We start from the raw sequence: 21,548 nt of genomic DNA, 5'->3' as shown, positions 1-21,548 counted from the left end.
TCAGGACAGGCCGAGTTCGTCGTCGACATAGTCGAAGAGTTCGTCGTCGGAGAGGTCGGCGAAATCCGTAGCGGTGAGGTTCTGCTCGGTCGGCCCGGCGATGCCGCCGACGAGACCGGTCAAACGTTCCAGTGCCGCGGCGTATTCGGGACTGCCGGGGTCCAGGCCGCGGAACCACTGTTCGAGATCTCCGAGGCGGTCCACATCGCCCGCGTCCGACCGGCGGCCGCCGATCTCGGTATCGAGGTGGTCGGCGAGCCGCTGGGGAGTCGGGTGATCGAAGATCGCCGTTGTCGGCAGGCGTACGCCGGTGGCCTCCGAGAGCCTGCGCACCGTCTGCACCAGCGCGATCGAATCCATACCGAGTTCCTGGAAGGTGGCATCGGCGGACAGCTGCGTCGGGTCGTCGTAACCCAGCGCCGTGGCCGCGTGCTGAAGCACGGTACGGCGCAGCACTTTCCGCCGTTGACGCGCCGACATGTCGACGAGGCCGGCGAGCACTTCGACGTCGGGCCGCACCCCTGAGGTCGCGGCCGAGGCGCCGGTCATCTCGTCGAGGAATCGGCTGGCCCGCCGAGCCGTGAACGCCTCACCGAATGCGGGCCAGTCGATATGCGCGATCACCGGCGCGGTCTCGGCATTGCCCACGGCGCGGTGGAGCTCGCGCACGGCCCGCTCCGGAGCCATTCCCACGACGCCGCGACGACGCAGCTCCCGGCCCACGTCGTCAGCGCCCATGCCCGCACCGGCCCACGCACCCCACGCGACAGCGGTCGCCGGGATTCCGCGTGCTCGCAGCAGGCCGGCGAAGGCGTCGAGGTAGGCGTTGGCCGCGCCGTATCCGGCGAGCATTCCGCTGCCCCACACTCCGGCGCCGGAGCTGAACAACACCAAGGCGTCCAGCTGCTCCGGGTCGACCAGCCGGGCGAGGTTGTCCGCACCGACCGCCTTGGCTGCCATGTCTTGGGCCAAGGTCGCCGGTGTCATGGCGTCGACGGCCACCGGCGAGGCGATCCCGGCGCAGTGGACGACGGTGCGCACCGTCCGGCCCTCGGCGCGAATCCGGGCGAAAAGGTCTGTCATCGCATCGAAGTCGACGACGTCGCATGTTTCGACGGCCAGGGTGGCGCCGGTACCGGCGAGCTCGGCGGACAGCGCCGCGGCGTCCTGTGGCGCCATGCCGCCACGGCTGACGAGGACGAGATGCTCGGCGCCCTCGGCGGCGAACCAGCGGGCCACATGCCCGCCGAGCGCGCCGGTGCCACCGGTGACCAGTGCGGTTCCGCGGGGTTTCCATCCGGCGGCGCCGGGGCCGTGCGATCGGTCACGACGCAGGCGACGGACGTGCGGACCGTCTCGGCGGATCGCGATCTGATCCTCGCCGTCGCGGTTGCCGAGCGCGCAGAGTACTGCCCGGGCGCTCGAGGCGTCCGAGTTCTCCGGCAGGTCGAGCAGCCCGCCCCATCGGTCGGGAAGTTCCAGGCAGGCGATGCGGCCGAAACCCCACAGCGCCGCCTGTGCCGGATCGGCCGGTGGGTCGTCGGGGGTGACGACCGTCGCGCCACGGGTCAGCAACCACAGTGGCGCGTTCGAACCGGCATCACCGAACGCCTGGGTGAGCAGGACAGTGGCCACGAGGCCGGTCGGGAGCCAGGGGTATGTACCGTAGGGCCGCGCATCGAGGCCGAGCAGGGAGACCACACCGACGACATGGCCGGTACCCGCGGCCTCGAGCGTGCGTGTGAGATTCCCGCGCTCCAGGCCGGCCGCGTCGATCTCCACCACGGTCATGGGCACACCGCTGTCCTCGAACGCACGCACGCAGGCCCGCGCCCGCTCGTCCACGGGCCCGCCCGGCGCGAGAACGAGCCATTCGCCGGTCGGCAGGTCCGGGCCGGTGAATGTGGCGGGGGTCCAATCGACCCGGTACCGCCAGGATTCGGTCCCACCGGCGCGATGGCCGCTGCGCCATTCCGACAGCAACGACATGGCGGTGCCGAGCGCCGCGGAGTGCTCGTCGGTGTCGGCGTCCAGGACACGGGCGAGGGCGGCGACGTCGCCGCGATCCACCGATTCCCACAACGCGCGCTCCGGACCGTCTGCCGCGAAGCCGGTGTCGACGGTCGCATCGATCCAGAACCGTTCCCGATCGAAGGCATAGGTCGGCAGCGTCACCCGCCGGGCGCCCCGGTCGGCGTACAGCGCTTGCCAATCCACCTCCACGCCCGCGACGAACGCCTCCGCCACCGACTGCAGGAAACGATCCGGCCCTCCGTCGTCGTGCCGCAGCGACCCGAGCACCTGCGCCTCCCCCGGCTCGAGCCCCGCCGACTCGACCGACTGCTCCACCGGAAGTGTCAGCACCGCGTGCGGGCTCGCCTCGATGAAGGTCCGATATCCCGATTCGGCCATATTCCGCACCGCCGTGCCGAAGAGCACCGGGTCCCGCAGGTTCCGGAACCAGTACTCCGCGTCCAGCAGGTTCTCGGCCCCGTCGGCGACCACCGTGGAATGCAGGCGCGCGCCGCCCTCCGGGATCGACATCACGTCGGCCAGGGCCGCCAGCAGTGGTTCGCGCACCACGTCGACCTCCGGGGAATGCGAGGCGTAATCGACCGGCACCCAGCGCACCCACACACCGTCGGCCACACAGCTGTCGTACACCTCGCCCAGAAGATCGCGGTCTCCGGCCAGTGTCACCGTCCCCGGGCCGTTCACCGCGGCGATCGATATGCCGGCCGGCCACCGCCGCAGCCGCTCCCGCACCCGCTCCACCGGCTCGGCCACCGACATCATCCGCCCACCACCCCCCACCGCGACAACCAGATCCCGCACCAGACGACTACGCACCGCCACCACACGAGCACCATCGGCCAACGAAATCCGCCCAGCCACACACGCCGCCGCAACCTCCCCCTGCGAATGCCCCACCACCCCATCCGGCCGCACACCCAACGCCTCCCACAACGCCGCCAACGACACCATCACCGAAAACAACACCGGCTGAACCACATCCACCCGATCCAGCGAAGGCGCACCGAGCTCACCACGCAGCACCGCCGACAACGACCACTCGACATACGGCGCCAGCGCCTGCTCACACTCGGCCATCCGCGCCGCGAAGACAGGCGAGGAATCCAGCAATTCCACCGCCATACCCGGCCACTGCGCCCCCTGACCGGGGAAGACGAATCCCACTCGACCGGCGCGGATCGCGCGGCCCGACACCACACGGGCGCCCGGCCTGTTCTCGGCCACCGCACGTCCCTCGATCACCGCGTCCACACCGGCCAGCAGGTCCGCTCGATCGTTGCCGATCACGACCGCACGGTGCGGGTGGATCGCGCGCGTCGTCAGCAGCGAGTGACCCACATCCACCGGGTCCAGCGCGGGATCGCCGAGAATCCTGTCACGCAGCCGACGCGCCTGCCCGGTCAGCGCCCTGGCCGATCGTCCCGACAGCACCCACACGACAGGACCGGATACCGGCGGTGGCGAGGTCACGGGCCCGGCCGGTGACTCGACCTCGATCTCGGTGCCTCGCGCGGGTGCTTGCTCGATGATCACATGTGCATTCGTGCCGGAGACGCCGAAAGCGGAGACAGCCGCGCGCCGCGGGCGCCCCGTGTCGGGCCAGGCCCGCGCCTCGGTGAGCAGTTCGACACCCGAGCCCCGCCAGTCGACCTGGCTCGTCGGGGTCTCCACGTGCAGCGTCTTGGGGAGCACCCCGTGCCGCATGGCCATGATCATCTTGATCATCCCCGCCGCGCCCGCCGCCGCCTGACTGTGACCGATGTTCGACTTGATCGAACCCAGCCACAGCGGTGCACCGGCGCGGCCCTCGCCGTAGGTCGACATCAGGGCCTGTGCCTCGATCGGATCACCCAGACCCGTGCCGGTCCCGTGCGCCTCCACGACGTCGACATCCCCAGGCGCCAATCCCGCGTCAGCCAGCGCGGCACGGATCACCCGTTCCTGGGACGGGCCGTTGGGGGCCGTCAGACCATTGGACGCACCGTCCTGGTTCACCGCGGAACCGCGCAGCACCGCGACGACGGGGTGCCCGTTGCGGCGGGCGTCGGAAAGCCGCTCCAACACCAGCACCCCCATCCCCTCCGACCAGCCCGCCCCGTCGGCGCCTTCCGCGAACGACTTGCACCGGCCGTCGGCCGACATCGCCCGCTGGCGCGAGAACTCGACGAAGACCGTCGGAGTGGAGTTCACCGTGACGCCGGAGGCGATGGCCATGGTGCATTCACCCCGGCGCAGCGACTGCATCGCCAGATGCGTCGCCACCAGCGATGACGAACACGCGGTATCCACCGTCACCGCGGGGCCCACCAGACCGAAGCTGTACGCGACCCGGCCCGACACCACACTGCCCGCCGAGCCCACGCCCCAATATCCGCCGAGATCCGGGCGGGTACGTGCCAACAGCTCGTAGTCCTGGTGCATCACCCCGGCGAAGACGCCGATGGCGTCGCCGCGCACCGATGACGGATCGATCCCCGCATCCTCGAACGCCTCCCACACGCCCTCCAGCAACAGCCGCTGCTGCGGATCCATCGCCAACGCCTCACGGCGGCCGATACCGAAGAAGGCGGCATCGAAATCCGCGACGCCTGAGACGAATCCACCGGATCGGGAATAGGTGGTACCCGGATGGTCGGGGTCCGGGTCGTAGAGGTGTTCGACGTCCCAGCCGCGGTCGTCGGGGAACTCGGTGACCGCATCGCTGCCGTTGGCGACGAGATCCCACAGCGCTTGCCCGGAGCTCACTCCGCCGGGGTACCGGCACGAGATCCCCACCACCGCGATCGGCTCGTCGGCGACCGTTGCGGGGGCGGCGGGCACCTGCGGCCGCTCGATGCGGGCGGGCTCCAGCAATTCCAGTAGGCGGGTGGTGACGGCGCGGGCATTCGGGTAGTCGAAGACGAGCGTCGGAGGCAGGGTCAGGCCGGTCGTGGCGCCGAGCCGATTGCGTAGCTGGACCGCGCCGAGCGAGTCGAATCCGAGTTCCTTGAGTGCGCGCTCGGGGTCGATCGCCCCGGCATCGCGGTGGTGCAGCACGGCGGCGATATCGTCGGTGACGACCTGCTGTATGTACTGCTCGCGTTCAGCCGCAGGCATTTCCGCCAAGCGAGCACGCAGCTTCGCCCCCGGCTCGGCCCGGTCCCGCCCCGCGGCGGCGACCGGTATCAGGGTGTCGAGGACGGCGGGCAATGTCCCGGCGCGCCCCATCGCACGGAGGGCCCCGACGTCGAGGCGGACCGGGCTCACGACCGCGGCGGGCGAATCCGCCGCCGCGTCGAACAGTGCCAGCCCGGCGTCGACCGGGAGCGGGAGTACGCCGAGCGCGGCCAGCCGCACCACGTCCACCTCCCGAAGATCCCGCGTCATACCCGTATCGAGCGCCCAATGCCCCCAGGCGATCGAGGTGCCCGCCAATCCGGCGGCCCGGCGGGATTGTGCCAGCGCGTCCAGGAAGGCGTTCGCGGCCGCGTAGTTCGCCTGTCCCGGGCCGCCGAGGAGACCGGAGACCGAGGAGTAGAGCAGGAAGCCCGCAAGATCGTGCCCCTCGGTGGCCTCGTGCAGATTCCACGCGGCGTCCACCTTCGGCGCCATGACCCGATCCAGATGCGCGTCGGTCAGTGATCCGACCGTCGCGTCCGCCAGCACACCTGCGGTATGGACGACGACCCGCAGCGGGGCCCGCTGTTCGATCGAATCGATGAGTTCGGTGATCGCGGCGCGGTCCGCGACATCGCAGGCGGCGACCCGCACACGCGCGCCGAGCGCGGTCAGTTCGTCGGTGAGCGCGCCGATGCCGTCGCTGTCCGGGCCACGACGGCTCGCCAGCACCAGATGCCGCACGCCGCGCTCCACCACCAGGTGCCGAGCGAGCACCGCGCCCAATCCGCTCGTGCCGCCGGTGATCAGGACTGTGGACGAGCTGTCGAACATGTCCTCGGTCCGTGAGGCCGCGGGAGCCACCCGCAGTTTCGGCACGTGAATTCCGCCGTCCCGCACCGCGACCTGCTCCGCGCCCGCTCCGACGGCGATCCGGACGGACCGCAGCCAGGCCTCGGGCTCGTCGACGGGATCCGCGTCGATGTCGGCGAGCACGAAGCGGCCCGGGTTCTCGGCCTGCGCGCTGCGCACCAGCCCCCACACCGCAGCCGGCGCGGGCGATTGCGCCGCGCCGGACTCCACGGCCACCGCACCGCGGGTCGCCACCACCAGCCGGGATGCGGACAGCTCCGGTGTACCGAGCCACTGCTGGACCAGCCTCAGCGCCCGGCGGACCGTGATCCGCACGCCTTCGGGCACCGAGACACCGGCCGGTGACCTCAGCACGGCCACCACGCTCTCCGGCGGGCACTCCGCACGGGCCACCGACGCGATGTCGGGGTACCACCGCACCCGGGCGCCGGACGGATCGGCGTGGCCCGGATCGACGTCGCCCGGATCGGCGATAACGACCGGCGGCTCGATCGACGGCCGCGGTGCGGCACCGGGGACCCAATCCAGGACATACAGCGATTCGGCGCGACGCGGACGCGACGCCGACAACTGTGCCGCTGAGACCCGGCGCGAGGACACCGATTCCACCGAGACCACCACCTGGCCTCGCACATCCGTGGCCACCATGCTCACGGCATCCCGCCCCGCACGGACCAACCGCACCCGCAGCGGCCCGGCTTCATGGCTCTGATGCAGTCGCACGCCCGACCACGCGAAGGGTAGCGCGACCTCGCGCGCGCCGACCGGATCGGCGTCCCCGGCATCGAGCAGCGCCGCGTGCAACGCGCTGTCCAAGGCCGTCGGATGAACCAGAAAACCCTCCGTATCCGCGGCGGTTTCGATCTCGGCACAAACCTCCTCGCCCGCCCGCCAGACTGCCCGCAATCCACGGAATGCCGACCCGTACCCGATTCCTCGTCCTGCGAGCGCGTCGTACCAGCCGTCGAGCTCGACGCTGCGCGCACCGACGGGCGGCCACACGCCCCAGCCCGAGCCGTCGCCGGCAACCGGATCGGCGGAGGGCACCGCAGCGGTCAGGGTGCCGGTGGCATGCCGGACCCAAGCGTTCTCGCCAGGACCGATATCCCCCAGGTCGTTGTCGGCGGCCGAGTGAACGCTGAAGTTCGCGCGGCCGTCCGCCCCGGGTTCGCCGACCGACACCTGCACCGCGATCGTCGCGCCGACCGGAACGATCAGCGGCGCCTCCAGCACGAGTTCGGTCAGCACCGGACATCCGAGGTGTTCCCCCACCGCGACAGCGAGCTCCACGAGCGTGGTCCCCGAGACCACGACCTCACCGAAGACCGAATGATCGGCCAGCCACGGAAACCGGTCCACCGACCAACATCCCGTCCACAGCCATCCGGAGCCGTTCGCCAGCCGCACCGAGCCGGCCAGCAACGGGTGCTCCGCCCGGCGCAAGCCGAGCGCGCGCACATCCCCGTTCGCACCGGGCGACACCCAGAAGCGCTCGCGCTCGAAGGCGTAGGTCGGCAGGTCGACCCGCCGGACCGGCCGCCCCTCGAACAGCACCGGCCAGCGCACCTCCGCGCCGGACACGAAAGCCTCGGCCAACGCGGTCAGCATCCGGTGCGCGCCGCCGTCGTGGCGGTGCAGCGAGCCGATCACCGCGGCGCGCGCGCCCGCGTCCGCGATGGTCTCCTCGGTACCGAGGGTGAGAATCGGATGCGCGCTGACCTCGATGAGCACGTCGTGCCCGCCGGCCAGCATCGCTCGGGTCGCGGCCTCGTAGCGCACCGGCTCGCGCAGATTCCGGTACCAGTAGGCACCGTCGAGCATCTCGGCCCGCACCGCGGACCCGACCACGGTGGAGTGGAAGGCCACCTCGACTTCCCGGGGCCATATCGAGGCGAGCTCACGGATCAGCCGGTTCTCCAGCGCGGCCACCGCGGGCGAGTGAGCGGCGAAATCCACCCCGGGCACCAGCCAGCGCATGATCCCGGCGCGGGCGAGGACACGTTCGAACCGCGCCAGTGACTCCGGATCACCGGCCACCACCACCGATTGCGGACCGTTGATCGCGGTGATCGAGATCCGGTCGGCGGCCCCGTCCAGCAACGCCCGTACGGTGGCCTCGGATTCCACGATGGACAGCATCGCGCCCGCGCCGTCCACCTCCTGCTGGATGAGCTGGCTGCGCACGGCGACGATCCTGGCCGCATCCGTCAGCGACAGCACCCCTGCCGCACAGGCGGCGGCGATCTCCCCCTGGGAATGCCCGACCACCCCCTCGGGCCGCACGCCGAAGGACTCCCACACCGCTGCAAGCGAGACCATCATCGAGAACAGCACCGGCTGGACGACATCCACTCGTTCCAGCGTCGGCGCGCCGGGCGCGCCACGCAGCACGTCGAACAGCGACCACTGGATATGCGGCGCCAACGCCTCCGCGCATTCCGCCATGCGCTCCGCGAAAATTGGTGAGCTGTCGAGCAATTCGACTGCCATCCGGTCCCACTGCGTGCCCTGCCCGGGGAACACGAATCCCACTCTGCCCGCGCGATCGGCACGGCCCGCCACCACCCGGACGCCGGGACGTTCGGTGACCTCGGTGCGGCCGTCGGCGAGGGCCCCCAGGCCCGCGAGCAGATCCTCCCGGTCCGTGCCCACGACCACCGCGCGATGGGGCAGCCGTGCTCTTCCGACGGCCAGCGAGTAGGCGATGTCGATCACGTCCGGATCCGGGGCGGCGCGGACCCGGTCACCCAACCGGCGCGCCTGTTCGGCCAGGGCGCCGGCCGAGCGGGCCGAGAGCACCCAGACCACGGGTCCGTCCTCGAACACCCGCGGCGGGCTGTCGGCGGGCCGTAGCGGGTGCACAACAGCGGACCCGGCGACGGGTTCCGGCGGTGCCTGTTCGACGATGACGTGGGCGTTGGTCCCGGAGACGCCGAAAGAAGACACTCCGGCGCGCCGGGGCCGCCCGGACTCCGGCCATTCCTGCCGCTCCGTGAGCAGCCGCACGCCCGCAGTGCTCCACTCCACCTTCGGTGTGGGGGCGTCCACGTGCAAGGTGCGGGGAAGCACCCCATGACGCATCGCCATGATCATCTTGATCACCCCGGCGACGCCCGCGGCGGCCTGCGTGTGCCCGAGGTTGGATTTGACGGACCCGAGCCACAAGGGATCACCGGCGCGCCGGTGCCCGTAGGTCTCCGCCAGCGCGTGCGCTTCGATCGGATCACCGAGCACCGTACCGGTGCCGTGTGCCTCCACGACGTCGACGTCGCCGGGCCCCAGCCGGGCGTCGGCGAGGGCCGCCCGGATCACCCGTTCCTGGGATGGGCCGTTCGGTGCGGTCAGACCGTTGGAAGCACCGTCCTGATTCACCGCCGATCCACGCAACACCGCCAGCACAGGAAGACCGGCACGCCGCGCGTCCGACAGTCGCTGCAGCACCAGCACGCCCAGCCCCTCCGACCAGCCGGTCCCATCCGCTCCGGCGGCGAACGACTTGCACCGGCCGTCCGGAGCCAGCCCGCGCTGGCGCGAGAACTCCACGAAGACACCCGGGGTCGCGTTCACCGCGACCCCCGCGGCGATCGCCAGATCACATTCGCCACGCCGCAGCGATTGCATCGCCAGATGCGCGGCAACGAGCGAGGAGGAACAGGCGGTATCGACGGTGACCGCGGGGCCGACCAGACCGAAGGAGTACGCGAGCCGCCCGGACAGCACGCTGCTCGCCGTACCGATGCCCCAGTATCCGCCGAGGTCTACATCACTGGAGCGCGCCAGATGCGCGTAGTCCGAGGTGGAGCCGCCGATGAACACCCCGGTATCGCTACCGCGCAACGACAGCGGGTCGATACCCGCGTTCTCGAACGCCGCCCAGGTGCCCTCCAGCAGCAGCCGCTGCTGAGGATCGGTCGCCAGCGCTTCACGCGGCGCCACACCGAAGAACTCCGCATCGAATTCCGTTGCGTCCGAGAGAAATCCACCCTGACGGGTGTATGTCGTTCCGGGATGGTCGGGATCGGGGTCGTAGAGCCCATCCACGTCCCAGCCGCGGTCGCGCGGGAAATCGGAAATGGCATCCGTTCCGTCGGCGACGAGTTCCCACAATTTATCGGGAGAATCGGCGCCGCCGGGATAACGACACGACATTCCTACCACCGCAATGGGTTCGTGTGCCTTCTCCTCGCTTTCCTGGATCCTGCGCCGCGCCGCCTGCAACTCGACGGTGACTCGCTTGAGGTAGTCGAGCAATTTCTGGTCGTCCGTCATGGACCACACACCCCGAATCACTGTCGATGGAATACGAGTGCCGGCGCATTCACCCACCCCACATTTCGAGACGCCGAGGTTCCGCGGTTGCGCGGTCCTACATCGACCCGCTCCGCACCCGAGTTGCGCCGTTCGGCATTGAATTCCCAATTTAGCGGAGCGTGTTCCTCCGCTACAAAGTGCGGGATTCTTCACGAAATGACGCCATCGGATGCCTGCTTGCGCGCCCGGGATCCGTTGCGCCCGCCAGGCCGGCGCAACGAATCTACCGACGTCGGTAGATGTCTCCGCGAACTCGACTGTGTCACGACCGGCGACGGCAGGCAGGCAGAGCGCGCTAAGCCGACCTCAATTCGGTCTTCCGGGCGGCTTCCACGGCGGTCGCCACGCCGTCCTCGAGATGGAATCCGCACTGGGGACACACCGGCGCCTCCGCGGGAACGGACTCGACCGGTTCCATCGACTGCGTATCCTGTGGTACACACTCCCCCGAGGCCGCAGCCTCCTTGCGTCGGGCCGCACGGAGTTCCTCCCGCAGACCACGCACGGACAGCTTCGATTCCTCGGCGTGCAGCAGCCACCGGTCCTGATCGTCCGGGTCCAGCGCCGCCACCTCCGCGTGATGGCTCCACGACAGGCGCTCATGGCGGCGCTCTATCGAGAAGCGTGACGCCACGTACGCCATATTCATCAGACTCTGCACGTCATAGCCCGTGATGCGAGCTGCCCGGGAATATTTTTCACCGAACTTGATATTGCCGTAGTTCACCCAGTCACCGATCCACCATGCCGCCGCCCGGCCGATCGTTCCCAGGCGGCCGCCGTGGCGAAGCCACTCTTCACATTTGATTGCGGCGACCGGCTCCCACGCCACCGCACTCACCGAAACCCGAGTGCTATTGTTCCGGACGAGTTCTCCGCGTATCGCCTGCTGTGAAGGATTGTTCACCACTGGGCCCCCTAGGGATCTCTGGAGATTACCCGCCGATCCGATGTCGGCAGCCCACGACCGTTGCCGCCGGATACGAGCGCGGATCGGCCTCACAATATTCGACAGGGCAACCGAAACCGCTGTATGAAGAAACGGAATCGGACGCTGCCGACAGGTGAGGATTCCGCCCGCACCGCGCGAGCTGTCACGGGTTCATTTGGATCGACGAATACTATTGCTGCACAGCCATTTTCGTTCATGCTGGTGCCTCTGATCACGCTACTCGATCCGGCTTGATCTGACTACCCGATCAGCGAGATAACAGACCTTTAACATTCGCTTCCTGTGATCCGGAGCGCGTAGTGCGCAGGACGCGCCGCACGCCGGGCGGGGTACCTCGACCTCGCGAGGGCAGCAGTGAAGACGCCGCGTGGCCACGGTGGAGCCGGGCAGAGCGCCCCCTGTCCACCCGACCTCGTCACCGCGTGCCAGGCCACGATATGGGCACCGGTCGTCCGCCGGTCCGTCCGCGACGTGTCAGCCGGAGACCGAGGAGGGCTCGAGGACCTTCGCCTCCCGATCGGGCTTGCGCTCCCACGGGTTCCACCAGTTCCAGCGCCCCATGAGCTGCATAGCCGCCGGGACCAGCACGACGCGGACCACGGTCGCATCGATCGCCACCGCCACCGCCAGCCCGATCCCGAGCTGCTGGATCGGCATCAAGCCGGCGAATCCGAAAGCGCCGAAAACGACGATCATCAACACAGCGGCACCCGTGATCATCGGAGCCGTACGTGCCATGCCACGGGCCACGGCCGCCCGATTGTCCCCTGAGGCCAGATACTCCTCGCGAACCCTGCTGAGCAGGAAGACCTCGTAGTCGGTACCGAGGCCTACGATCAGCGCCAGCACCACCAGTGGGTCGATGAAGAAGAGAGCCCCCGCGTCGCCGAGCCCGAGCCAGCCGGGTGCCCAGCCGAACTGGAAGACCATCACCATCACGCCGAAGGTGGCGCCGACTGTGAGCAGGTTCGCCGCGATCGCCTTGAGTGGCAGCAACACCGAGCGGAACGTCCCGAGCAGCACGAGGTACACCGCGACAAGCATCAGCACCAGCACCAGCGGAATCGCCCGGGCGATCTCGGCATTCGAATCGTCACCGCGCGCGGTCTCGCCGCCGACCACGGACGTCAGCAACCGCAGATCGGCGGCCCGGTCACGCACGCCGTCGAGCAGCCGCACGGTCGCGTCCTCGGAACTGCGCTGAGTGGACACCACCTGCACGACGAGTTTGCCGCCGTCGTCAGAAACGAAATGACGCACGCCCGCCGCCAGATCGGCCGGGATCCGGTCGAGCGTGGAGGGAGCCAACGCCGCCCCCGGATCCGACGGCGAGATGCGCTGGAGGATGGGCAACGCCGAGTCGACGGAGGCGACGTCGGGCATCGCCCGCAGATCGTCGACGAATTGCGCCATCTCCGCGAGAGCAGCAGCACTTGCAGGCGCACCCTCCCGGGGCTCGAGCACCACAACGATCGGGCTCGCGGCGCCGGGACCGAATTGCTCCGCGACGAGATCGGCGCCGGCGCCGACGGCCGAGTTCGCGGGCAGGATGCGCGCGTCGGGGGTGAAAAGCTTCATCCCGAGGACAGGCACCGACAGCAGCAACAGCGATGCGACGACCGCGACCGAGCACAGCACCGGCCGCGCCATCACCCACAGGGTCACCCGATACCAGCGGGCGGACTCCGGATCGGATTCGTCGCGACGCATCACAGCGGGCACCCACACCCGGCCCGCGTTGATCCGCTCGCCGAGCAGATGCAGCAGCGCGGGCAACAGCAGTACCGCCACGAGCATGGCGATCGCGACCGCGAGCGCGGCGCCGATCGCGAGCGACACCACAGTGTTCAGCGGTGTGACGAACAGCGCTGCCACCGCGACGACGATCGTCAGCGCCGACGCGATCACGGTGTGCCCCGCGGTGGCGATCGTGCGCGCGACGGCGGACGGCACCGGCACGCCGTCCGCCAGCTCCTGTTTGAAACGTTTGAGCATGACCAGGGCGTAGTCCACGCCCACGCCCAGACCGAGCATCACGACGATGTTCTGAGCGAAGATGTTCATCGGCACGTACCGCGCGATCAGGTCGAGCACCCCGAGGGTGTACACGATCCCGGTCATGGTCGTCGCCAGCGCCACCACCGTCGCCGTCACACTGCGGAACAACAGCAGCAGCACGACGACGATCAGGGGCAACGCGAGAGCCTCCGCCTCGGCCAGCGAGGCGGCACTGGCTTCCGTCAGTTCCCCTTGGAACGCCTGGATGTTGACCAGCGCCACCTGCAGGCCCTGCGGCCGGAACCTGGTGTCGAACTCCTGCTGCATGGAGGGCAGCACCGTGGTTGCCGCCGCGTCGTCGAGCGCGAGGCCGACGGAGGTGACCACCGTCCGGTTGTCCGCGCCCACGAACTCGGCGCGCCGCTCGGGGGCCGCGGTATCCCAACCGAAGCTGCTCGTCCCGCCGAGCCGGGAATCGGTCAGGACGGCGTCGATGGCGCCGCCGACCCGGCCGTCGAAGGCGGGGTTGTCGGCGACATTTCGCTCGTCCCGCACGACGAGCACCATCGTGGTCGCACTACGGCCCTGAAATCCCTCGGCCAACAGTGCATCCGCGTGAACACTGCCCGCGTCGGGCGGCGGACCCGACCCGTTGCTCAACCGACCGGCAAGCGATGCGGCGCCCAGTGCCGAGATGAGGAGCAGCAGCAGCCATACGACCATGACGACCCACCTGCGGCGGCCCGTCACCCTGGCGATGGCCTCGGCCCACGGCCGGGAACCTACGGCCCGCGCATCCTCGCCCGCCTTCGAACACATCGTGACTCCCCTCACGTGAGTGGTCGAGCGAATTGTCCGAACCTGCCGCAACCTGCCTGGCCGAGCGGATCAAGCCGCATGCATATCCTGCACTGTACCAACAGTTTTCCGAATCCGAAGGCGATGACATCCCGTCGGATCCCCCTGTCCAGGTCATGCCGGGATGACATCGATCCGGCCGCCGCACTCGCCCGCGAGCACGGACTACACACCGTCACCGCCGACGCGATCGCGGCGCGCGCCGATGTCTCCACCCGCACGTTCCACAACTATCTCGCCGGTAAGGAGGAAGCGATCCCCGCGCGGGGCGTCTGCACCGTCTCGCCGCCGAGGGGGAAATCTTCACCGCCCTGGTCGATTCCACCCGGGCCGAACTCGCGCGGCACATGGTGGCCGGCCGCCGCCACACCCTGACCGGCACGTACTCGCGCATCATCGAACGCGACTGGCCTGCTCGGCGCCTGGATGAACCCACCGCCACCGACATCGGCCGGCTCGTCCACAGCCACCGCGAGAACGCCGTGGTGCGATCGAACGCCCGCGACGGACACGGCGCGGTCTCCCACTTCGTCTCCGCCTTCAGACGCCTCTACTCCTACGCCGAACGCGACCGGCTCATCGACCCGCGCGACAACCCAGCGGCGGCCGTACCCCGGCCGAGACCCCTGCCCGGCCTGCGCCACGCCCTGAGCGCCGAGCAGATCCTCGAATTCGCGCATGTCGCCGCGACCACCGGCAACGACCCGGGACTGGACGCACTGATCATCCGGCTGCACATCGAGACCGCGTGCCGCCGCCAAGCGGTACCGAAGCTGGCACTGTCCGATCCGAACGTCTCGGACTGCCTGATCAGGCTGGGAAAAGGGCACGGTGGTGCGCTGGCACCCCATCTCCGCCACGCTGATGCGTCGGTTGGTCGAGCACGCCGCCCAGCAGGGTGGGTCGGCGCCACCGATCGGGTCCTGCGCTATCGCACCGGCCGCTCACTCGGGCGGCGCCGCTACGACACCCTCACCGAGCGGATCCGCGAGCATCTGTCGTGGGCGGCAGCGCTCGGAGTCAGCACGCACTGGATTCGCCACACCATCTTGACCTGGGTCGAACGCGAGTTCGGGATGGGCGGTCGCCCGCGCGTTCGCCGGCCACAGCGACCGCCCCGCCCGAGGTGTGTCGACCTTCACCTGTGTGGGCGCCTCAGTCGCCGAACTCGCGGAAGCGGTCTCTGTCCTGACCGGAGAACCCCACCCTCTGGCGCGCCTGGCCCGGCCCTCCCGGCAGGCCCCGACGGAGGTGGCGCGGACGCACCGGCAACCCTGACAGCCCGTCGCACCAACCCTTCGGGCACCCGATGTCGGTTCCGGCCCGATGTATTGTGTCGGCGTATGAACACAGTCGCCTTGCAAAACTCGCACTTTTTGTGTGTTGTTGATAGGTGACCAACACTTCCGGAGACGCGTACCCCCTGGCCGACACGATGACCACCTCTGTCGCGCTGCACGACGCGGCGACCGTGTTGACGGTGGACGGTGAGGTGGACCTGGCGACCGCCCCCGCATTGGAGAGCGCGATCGACGGGGCGCTCGCGGACAAGCCCGCGCACCTCGTCATCGACCTCACGCAGGTCAGCTTCCTGGCGTCGGCCGGAATGGCCGCGCTGGTCGGGGCGCACCAGCGAGCCGGTGAGACCACCGCCATCGCCGTCGTGGCCGACGGTCCTGCCACCAGCAGACAGTTGAAGATGACCAGCCTGGACCAGGTCTTCGCGCTGTACGCGACGTTGGACGCGGCGCTGGCCGCGATCGGCGGGAACTGACCTCCCACGCACCGACGGCGCCCCGGCACCGAGCCGGGACGCCGTCGTCGTGTTCGCAGTGGGTCAGACCAGCTCGCGCAGCTGCTCGATGAGGCCGACGCGCTCGGCGGGGGTGGCGGCCAAGGGGACGACGTTGAGCACGGTCGCGCCCGCTTCCTTGAACGCCGCGACGCGCTCCTTGACGAAGCCGGCGGGGCCGATCAGAGAGATATCGCGAACCAGAGCGTCGGGGACGACCTTGGTGGCCTCCTCCTTCTTGCCCGCGAGATACAGCTCCTGGATGCGGTCGGCCTCGGCGCCGTAGCCGTAGTTGGTGGCCAGGGTGTGGTAGAAGTTCTTGCCCTTGGCGCCCATGCCGCCGATGTAGAGCGCCAGATGCGGCTTGACGAACTCCAGCAGCGGGGTCACGTTCTCGCCGATGGCCAGCGCGGGCCCGGCGAACACCTCGAGATCACCGCGCGCGGGGTCGCGCTTGGCCATACCCGCGGCCAGCGCGTCGCCCCAGACCTCCTTCGCCTTCTCCGGCAGGAAGAAGATCGGCTGCCAGCCCTCGGCGACCTCGGCGGCGAGTTCCACGTTCTTCGGGCCGAGCGCGGCCAGCAGAATCGGAATGTTCTCGCGAACCGGGTGATTGATCAGCTTGAGCGGTTTGCCCAGTCCGGTGCCCCGCTCGGGGGGCAGCGGGATCTGGTAGTACTTGCCCTGATATTCCAGCCGCTCACGCCGCCACACCTTGCGGCAGATCTCCACCAGTTCCCTGGTGCGACCGATGGGCGCGTCGTAGGGCACGCCGTGGAAGCCCTCGACGACCTGCGGGCCGGAGGCGCCGAGCCCCAGCAGGAAACGGCCGTCGGAGACGAAGTCCAGGCCCGCGGCGGTCATCGCGGTGAGGCTCGGGGTCCGGGTGTAGATCTGCATGATGCCGGAGGCCAGCTCGACCCGCTCGGTCTTGGCCGCGAGATAGCCCAGCGCGCTGACCGCGTCGAAGGAGTACGCCTCGGGCACGAAGACGATGTCGAGGCCGGCCTTCTCCAGGTCGGCCACTTCGGCCGCGACTTCCTTGAAGCCGCCCGAGTAGTTGATGCCCAATCCGATCCGCATAGTGCCCAACATAACCCCGGCAACCGATGAGCCACGCACCGGCTGTGCGCGCGGGGCGGGTGTGACAGACGCACGGTGTTGCGTACAACGGAGGTCGCCGCGCCGAGTAGCGTGAGGCCGTAGTCATTCGCCGTCACCGAAAGGCCGAAACTCCGTGTCGCAGCCGACCACCTCGTCCCCGGACAGCACCTCGCCCGCATCGGCCGGGTCTTTCGGCACGGCCACGCTCGCCGGCTATCTGTCCGATCTGGCCGCGAAGGTGCCCGCCCCCGGCGGCGGCGCCGTCGCCGCGCTGCACGCCGCCCAGGGTGCGGCGCTGGTCGCCATGGTGGCGCGCTACACCACCCGCGCCAAGGACGCCGAGCACCGTCCGGTGATCGACCGGATCATCGAGGCCGCCGATGCCGCGCGCGGCCGGGCGCTGGCGCTGGCCGACGCCGATGCCGCCGCGTTCACCGCCGTCGGCGACGCCTACAAGCTGCCCAAGGGCACCGAGGAGGAGGTCGCGGCCCGCAAGGCGGCCATCGACGCCGCGTTGGTCGAGGCGGCCCGGGTGCCCGCCGCGGTCGTGGACGAAGCCGACGAGGTGCTCTCGCTGGCCGCAGAACTGCTGCCGATCGGCAACCCGAACGTGGTGACCGACATCGGCGCCGCCGCGGACTCCGCCCGCGCCGCGGCGACCAGCTCGCAGCTCAATATCGAGATCAATGTCGCCTCGCTGCCCGCCGCCGAGGGTGATGCGTTCGCGCCGGTGCTGCTGCGCATCGAGGAGATCTCCGCGCGCGCCGACGGCCTGCACGCCGAGGTTCTGCACGCCGTGCGCCTGCGCTGATTCCGACCCGGCCGGGCGCCCTCGCGGGCTCCTGATACGAGCAAGTGGTCCAGCACGCGCTGCTGATCCGACACGCCCGAGGCTCGCCTCCGGCAACTCTTCGGCACGCGAGGTCAGCGGTCGCTCGCGGCGAGTATCGACACCGACGGTAACAGCAAGTTTCGGCGAGGCCGGAGCGCGCCAGCTACCGTTGATGGACATGAGTGAGGAGATCAGTGCCTCGCAGGGGGACAGCGACGATCCTGCGCTACATGTCCGTCAAGGCCGAGAGCAAGCCTGGAGCAACTACCGTGCCGCTCGGATCGAACTGACCGAGCTGCGCATCCGCACCAATCTCGACGGCTGGCCGACCTGGGTGCACATGCTGCCCGGCGGCACGCTCGAACGTGCCGAGCGCAGGCTCATCAGGCTTCGCGGGAGGTTGTCCCGGCACGGCGTCGGCGCCGAGGAACGACGCTGGGGGCCGTTGTCCGGCGGGGAGTTGCCGGGCACGCAAGGTGTGGTGACTCTGGAGTCGACCATCACCGGGCTCGTCCGCCGCTACCGCGCGAGCGCACCGGCCTGGGCCGCGGAGCTCGCGGCGATCGCGCGATCGGGTCCGCAGATCCGGGAGGCCGCGGCCGACGGGGACCGCGCGCAGGTGCACGCCCTGATACAGCGGCTGCTGACCGCAGTACGGCTGGCCCCCGGCGAGGCGGCCGGGGAGTCGCTGCTGCGCCATCTTCCTGGCGAACTGCGGCCGATACCCGCGGAGGTCACGGCACTGCGACGCTCGGGAGAGCGGGTGACCGTCGCCTTCGAGGTGCGCACGAGCACCATCGAACTCGAGACGATCACGGTCACGCCGGGCCTGCGTGGCATGGGACTGGGCAGTGCCGAGCTGCTGCACCTGTGCCGGACCGCCGACGAGCACAGGATGCGCATCGTCGGCCGGTTGGTGCCCACCTACCACGACGACTCCGCCGTCCCGGCGCTGGCGGCCTGGTTGCGCAGACATGGGTTCACCGTGCAGGAGCGGGTGGGCGGCCGGATCAGCCGCGAACCGGGGATGCCGACCTGACCGCCGTCGGCCCGGCGGCGATCGGCGGGTTTCGGACACGTCCGGCCCAGTTGATCATGCGCGCGTAGACTGGGCTATCCCCGGTCCACCAGGTTCGAAAGGGGTGGCCGCTCATGCGGAGCATCCGGTCTGTCCTACTCGCGGTCATGGTCATCGCGTTGGCAGTTTTCGGTTCCGGCGGCGCGTCCGCGATATCCACAGGCACCACATCCAGCGGCGTGCGCGCCGCGATCTCCCCCTCCGACGGCCGGATGGTCGGCATAGCCCAGCCCGTGACCGTCGAGTTCGCCGAAGCGGTCACCGATCGGGCGCGCGCCGAGCGTTCCGTCCACGTCACCGCCGAGGGGCCGCTGCCGGGCACGTTCTCCTGGACGGGCGACCGCGTACTCACGTGGACACCCACCGGGTTGCTGCCCGCCGACTCGGTGATCAGTGTGCGCGCGGGTGACGTGCGCACCGAATTCCGCACCAACGCGGGCGTCTACGCCGAGGCCGACATGTCGGCGCACACGTTCACGGTGAGCATCGGCGGCCAGGTGGTGCGCACCATGCCCGCCTCGATGGGCAAACCCGGCTGGGAGACGCCGACCGGTACCTACCCGGTACTCGAGAAGTTCCGCTCGATCGTGTTCGACTCGCGCACCATCGGCATCCCGCTCGATTCGTCCGAGGGGTATCTCATCGACGGCGAGTACGCCGAAAGGCTCACCTGGGGCGGTGTTTTCGTGCACTCCGCGCCGTGGTCGGTGGATTCCCAGGGCTACGCCAATGTCAGCCACGGCTGCATCAACCTCTCCCCCGAGGACGCCGCCTGGTACTACCACACCGTCGGCATCGGCGACCCCGTCTATATCCACTGGTGACTCGCTCCCTGCCCTGGGTCCGAGGCGCTCGCGGGTCGCACCGACGCGAGTGCCGGGCCCTCCCGCCGATCCGCGCGTCAAGGCCCGTATTTGGCTGATCCGTCGCACGCGGCGGTATCGTGCCCGGGGAGTTTGTTTCGAGGCGTGCCGTGGTGGCGCATCGGATGAAGGGCGGGGACATGAATCGATGGGATCCGGGCGCGCGGCCGCACGCACCGGAGTCCGTATCGCCGGACGCGCAATCGCCGGGGGGCGACCGCTTCGACGGGCAGGACTGGCTACCGGGCACTCCGCGCCGGAAGACTCCGGAGATAGTCGACCGGACGGGGGCCGGAGGGACCACCGACCTGTTCCCCGAAGAGGATGTCTTCGCGCGGATGATCGACCGCTCCCCCAAGCGCGGGCCGCTGCTGCGCTGGGCCCCGGTGGTGCTCGGTTGCCTGGCCGCGGTGGCGCTGGTCGCGGCGGCGACGATCTTCCTGCGCGACGACGGCGCCCCGAGGCAGGCATCCACCACCGAGGCCGTGCCGACCGGGTCGGGTGACAGTGCCCCCGCCGCCCAGTGCCCGGCCGAACGCGTGGGCAATCGGATCCAGGGCAACGGTGTGGGCGGCACCGACTCCGGGCCCGCGGTGATCTTCGCGTTCCAGTACGCCTACTACGTCCAGCGTTCGGCCGACCTCGCGCGCGCCATGGTCGCGCCGGACGCCTCGGTGCCCACCGACGAGGAGATCCAGCAGGGCATCGACTCGGTGCCGGTGGGGACGACGCACTGTGTGGCGATCAATCCCGGTGCGTTCGCCGGTCAGTACCGGGTCGTGGTGACCGAGCACCGGCCGGGCCAGGCGCCGGTCAGCTACAACCCGCAACTCGTCAGCGTCGCCGATTCGGGCGGCCGCACGCTCATCACGAGCATCTCGGCCGCCTGAACCGATCGGTGCTCAGCCGCGGTGCTTTTCGGCCGCTTCGACGACGTGACGCATGAGCAGGGCGGTGGTGACCGGGCCGACACCGCCGGGAACGGGGCTCAGGCTCGCGGCCTTGCCCTGCACCGACGCCGCGTCGACGTCGCCGACGATGCCGCCGTCCGGGGCCTCGTTGGTGCCGACGTCGACGACGACCGCGCCCGCGCGGACGTGTTCACCGGTGATCAGCCCCGCCCGGCCCACCGCGGCGACCACGATGTCGGCGGCCGAGGTGACCGACGGCAGGTCGGTGGTGCGGGAATGGCAGACGGTGACCGTGGCGTTCTCGGCGAGCAGCAGCTGGGCCAGCGGCTTGCCGACGACATTGGATCGGCCGACCACCGCGACATGCCGTCCCGACAGCGCGATCTCGTGATGCTTCAGCAGTTCCACCACGGCCTGCGCGGTCGCGGGGACGAAACCGTCGAGGCCAGCGGCGAGCAGGCCCAGCGACAGCGGGCTGACACCGTCGACGTCCTTGTCCGCGGCGATGGCGGGGCTCACGTCGTCGAGGGTGACGCCCGCGGGCAGCGGAGTCTGCAACATGATGGCGTCGAAGGCGGGGTCGGCACTGCGCTCGGTGAGTTCGGCGCGGATGCGCTCGGCGGTCGCGTCGGCGCCGAGATCGATCCGGTCGCAGTCGATTCCGAGACGCTCGGCGGCCTTGCGCAGCGAGTTGACGTACCAGGCGCTGGCCGGGTCGTCGTTGGCGACGATCAGGGCCAGCCGTGGTCCGGCGCCCGCGGCGGTCAGCGCCTGCGCGCGCTGCTTGGTGTCGGCATTGATGGCGGCGGCGAGTTCCTTGCCGGTCAGCGAAACGGTATCCACGTC

At 69.9% G+C, this 21,548-nt stretch carries 11 protein-coding genes and 3 pseudogenes; 7 read left to right on the top strand and 7 right to left on the bottom strand.

What is annotated here, in order from left to right; translation table 11 throughout:
• From NS3_RS29735 to NS3_RS06330, 5 genes and pseudogenes are all read right to left on the bottom strand, one after another.
• The gene (locus NS3_RS29735) at positions 1-7,461 is read right to left on the bottom strand and encodes a type I polyketide synthase (protein ID WP_373865285.1); all 7,461 of its coding nucleotides are present in this window, start codon (positions 7,459-7,461) and stop codon (positions 1-3) included.
• A gap of 114 nt (positions 7,462-7,575) precedes the next feature.
• Positions 7,576-8,517 (bottom strand): annotated as a pseudogene (locus tag NS3_RS30500) (acyltransferase domain-containing protein); the annotation flags it as partial.
• 93 nt (positions 8,518-8,610) lie between these two features.
• A pseudogene (locus tag NS3_RS30495) lies at positions 8,611-10,272 on the bottom strand (type I polyketide synthase); the annotation flags it as partial.
• Positions 10,273-10,609: 337 nt separating this feature from the next.
• On the bottom strand, positions 10,610-11,224 hold the full coding sequence (locus NS3_RS06335) for an LmbU family transcriptional regulator (protein ID WP_169811603.1): 615 nt from the start codon (positions 11,222-11,224) through the stop codon (positions 10,610-10,612).
• A 516-nt stretch (positions 11,225-11,740) separates the two neighbouring features.
• A complete protein-coding gene (locus NS3_RS06330; protein WP_067855030.1) occupies positions 11,741-14,083 on the bottom strand; it encodes an MMPL family transporter in 2,343 nt (780 codons plus the stop codon).
• A 123-nt stretch (positions 14,084-14,206) separates the two neighbouring features.
• On the opposite strand from NS3_RS06330, the pseudogene NS3_RS28915 reads away from it, so the two are divergent.
• The 3 genes and pseudogenes from NS3_RS28915 to NS3_RS06320 all read left to right on the top strand — a co-directional run.
• Positions 14,207-14,386 (top strand): annotated as a pseudogene (locus tag NS3_RS28915) (helix-turn-helix domain-containing protein); the annotation flags it as partial.
• A gap of 83 nt (positions 14,387-14,469) precedes the next feature.
• The gene (locus NS3_RS28310; RefSeq protein ID WP_218018194.1) at positions 14,470-15,519 is read left to right on the top strand and encodes a site-specific integrase; all 1,050 of its coding nucleotides are present in this window, start codon (positions 14,470-14,472) and stop codon (positions 15,517-15,519) included.
• Positions 15,520-15,557: 38 nt separating this feature from the next.
• Positions 15,558-15,896: an STAS domain-containing protein gene (locus NS3_RS06320; RefSeq protein WP_067855396.1), complete on the top strand. Its 339-nt coding sequence runs from the start codon at positions 15,558-15,560 to the stop codon at positions 15,894-15,896.
• A gap of 63 nt (positions 15,897-15,959) precedes the next feature.
• Here the strand turns inward: NS3_RS06320 and NS3_RS06315 are convergent, their stop codons facing one another.
• Entirely contained in the window at positions 15,960-16,997 is a 1,038-nt protein-coding gene (locus tag NS3_RS06315; protein ID WP_067855025.1) for an LLM class F420-dependent oxidoreductase, read from the bottom strand.
• 154 nt (positions 16,998-17,151) lie between these two features.
• Between NS3_RS06315 and NS3_RS06310 the strand changes: the two genes are divergently transcribed.
• From NS3_RS06310 to NS3_RS06295, 4 genes are all read left to right on the top strand, one after another.
• A complete protein-coding gene (locus NS3_RS06310) occupies positions 17,152-17,829 on the top strand; it encodes a cyclodeaminase/cyclohydrolase family protein (protein ID WP_084495092.1) in 678 nt (225 codons plus the stop codon).
• Positions 17,830-18,028: 199 nt separating this feature from the next.
• Positions 18,029-18,889, top strand: a complete 861-nt coding sequence (locus NS3_RS06305) for a hypothetical protein (protein ID WP_157101200.1) — start codon at positions 18,029-18,031, stop codon at positions 18,887-18,889.
• Positions 18,890-19,035: 146 nt separating this feature from the next.
• Positions 19,036-19,752 (top strand): L,D-transpeptidase, encoded by a 717-nt coding sequence (locus NS3_RS06300; RefSeq protein ID WP_245649483.1) that lies wholly within the window; start codon positions 19,036-19,038, stop codon positions 19,750-19,752.
• Between the two features lie 179 nt (positions 19,753-19,931).
• A complete protein-coding gene (locus tag NS3_RS06295) occupies positions 19,932-20,681 on the top strand; it encodes a DUF8176 domain-containing protein (protein WP_157101199.1) in 750 nt (249 codons plus the stop codon).
• A 12-nt stretch (positions 20,682-20,693) separates the two neighbouring features.
• Here NS3_RS06295 and NS3_RS06290 read toward each other — a convergent pair whose 3' ends face one another.
• A complete protein-coding gene (locus NS3_RS06290) occupies positions 20,694-21,545 on the bottom strand; it encodes a bifunctional 5,10-methylenetetrahydrofolate dehydrogenase/5,10-methenyltetrahydrofolate cyclohydrolase (protein WP_067855014.1) in 852 nt (283 codons plus the stop codon).
• Positions 21,546-21,548 lie beyond the last annotated feature (3 nt).

Origin of the sequence: Nocardia shimofusensis NBRC 100134, assembly GCF_001613125.1 — a bacterium.
GTDB classification, from domain to species: Bacteria; Actinomycetota; Actinomycetes; order Mycobacteriales; family Mycobacteriaceae; genus Nocardia; species Nocardia shimofusensis.
Note: the sequence above shows the minus strand (reverse complement) of the source record. Positions and strands in the feature narration are given on the sequence as shown.

Excerpts from the sequence above, each read along its gene's own strand:
- NS3_RS06330 (WP_067855030.1), bottom strand. The coding sequence starts at position 14,083 with ATGTGTTCGAAGGCGGGCGAGGATGCGCGGGCCGTAGGTTCCCGGCCG.
- NS3_RS28310 (WP_218018194.1), top strand. The coding sequence starts at position 14,470 with ATGGTGGCCGGCCGCCGCCACACCCTGACCGGCACGTACTCGCGCATC.
- NS3_RS06320 (WP_067855396.1), top strand. The coding sequence starts at position 15,558 with ATGACCACCTCTGTCGCGCTGCACGACGCGGCGACCGTGTTGACGGTG.
- NS3_RS06315 (WP_067855025.1), bottom strand. The coding sequence starts at position 16,997 with ATGCGGATCGGATTGGGCATCAACTACTCGGGCGGCTTCAAGGAAGTC.
- NS3_RS06305 (WP_157101200.1), top strand. The coding sequence starts at position 18,029 with ATGAGTGAGGAGATCAGTGCCTCGCAGGGGGACAGCGACGATCCTGCG.
- NS3_RS06300 (WP_245649483.1), top strand. The coding sequence starts at position 19,036 with ATGGTCATCGCGTTGGCAGTTTTCGGTTCCGGCGGCGCGTCCGCGATA.
- NS3_RS06295 (WP_157101199.1), top strand. The coding sequence starts at position 19,932 with ATGAATCGATGGGATCCGGGCGCGCGGCCGCACGCACCGGAGTCCGTA.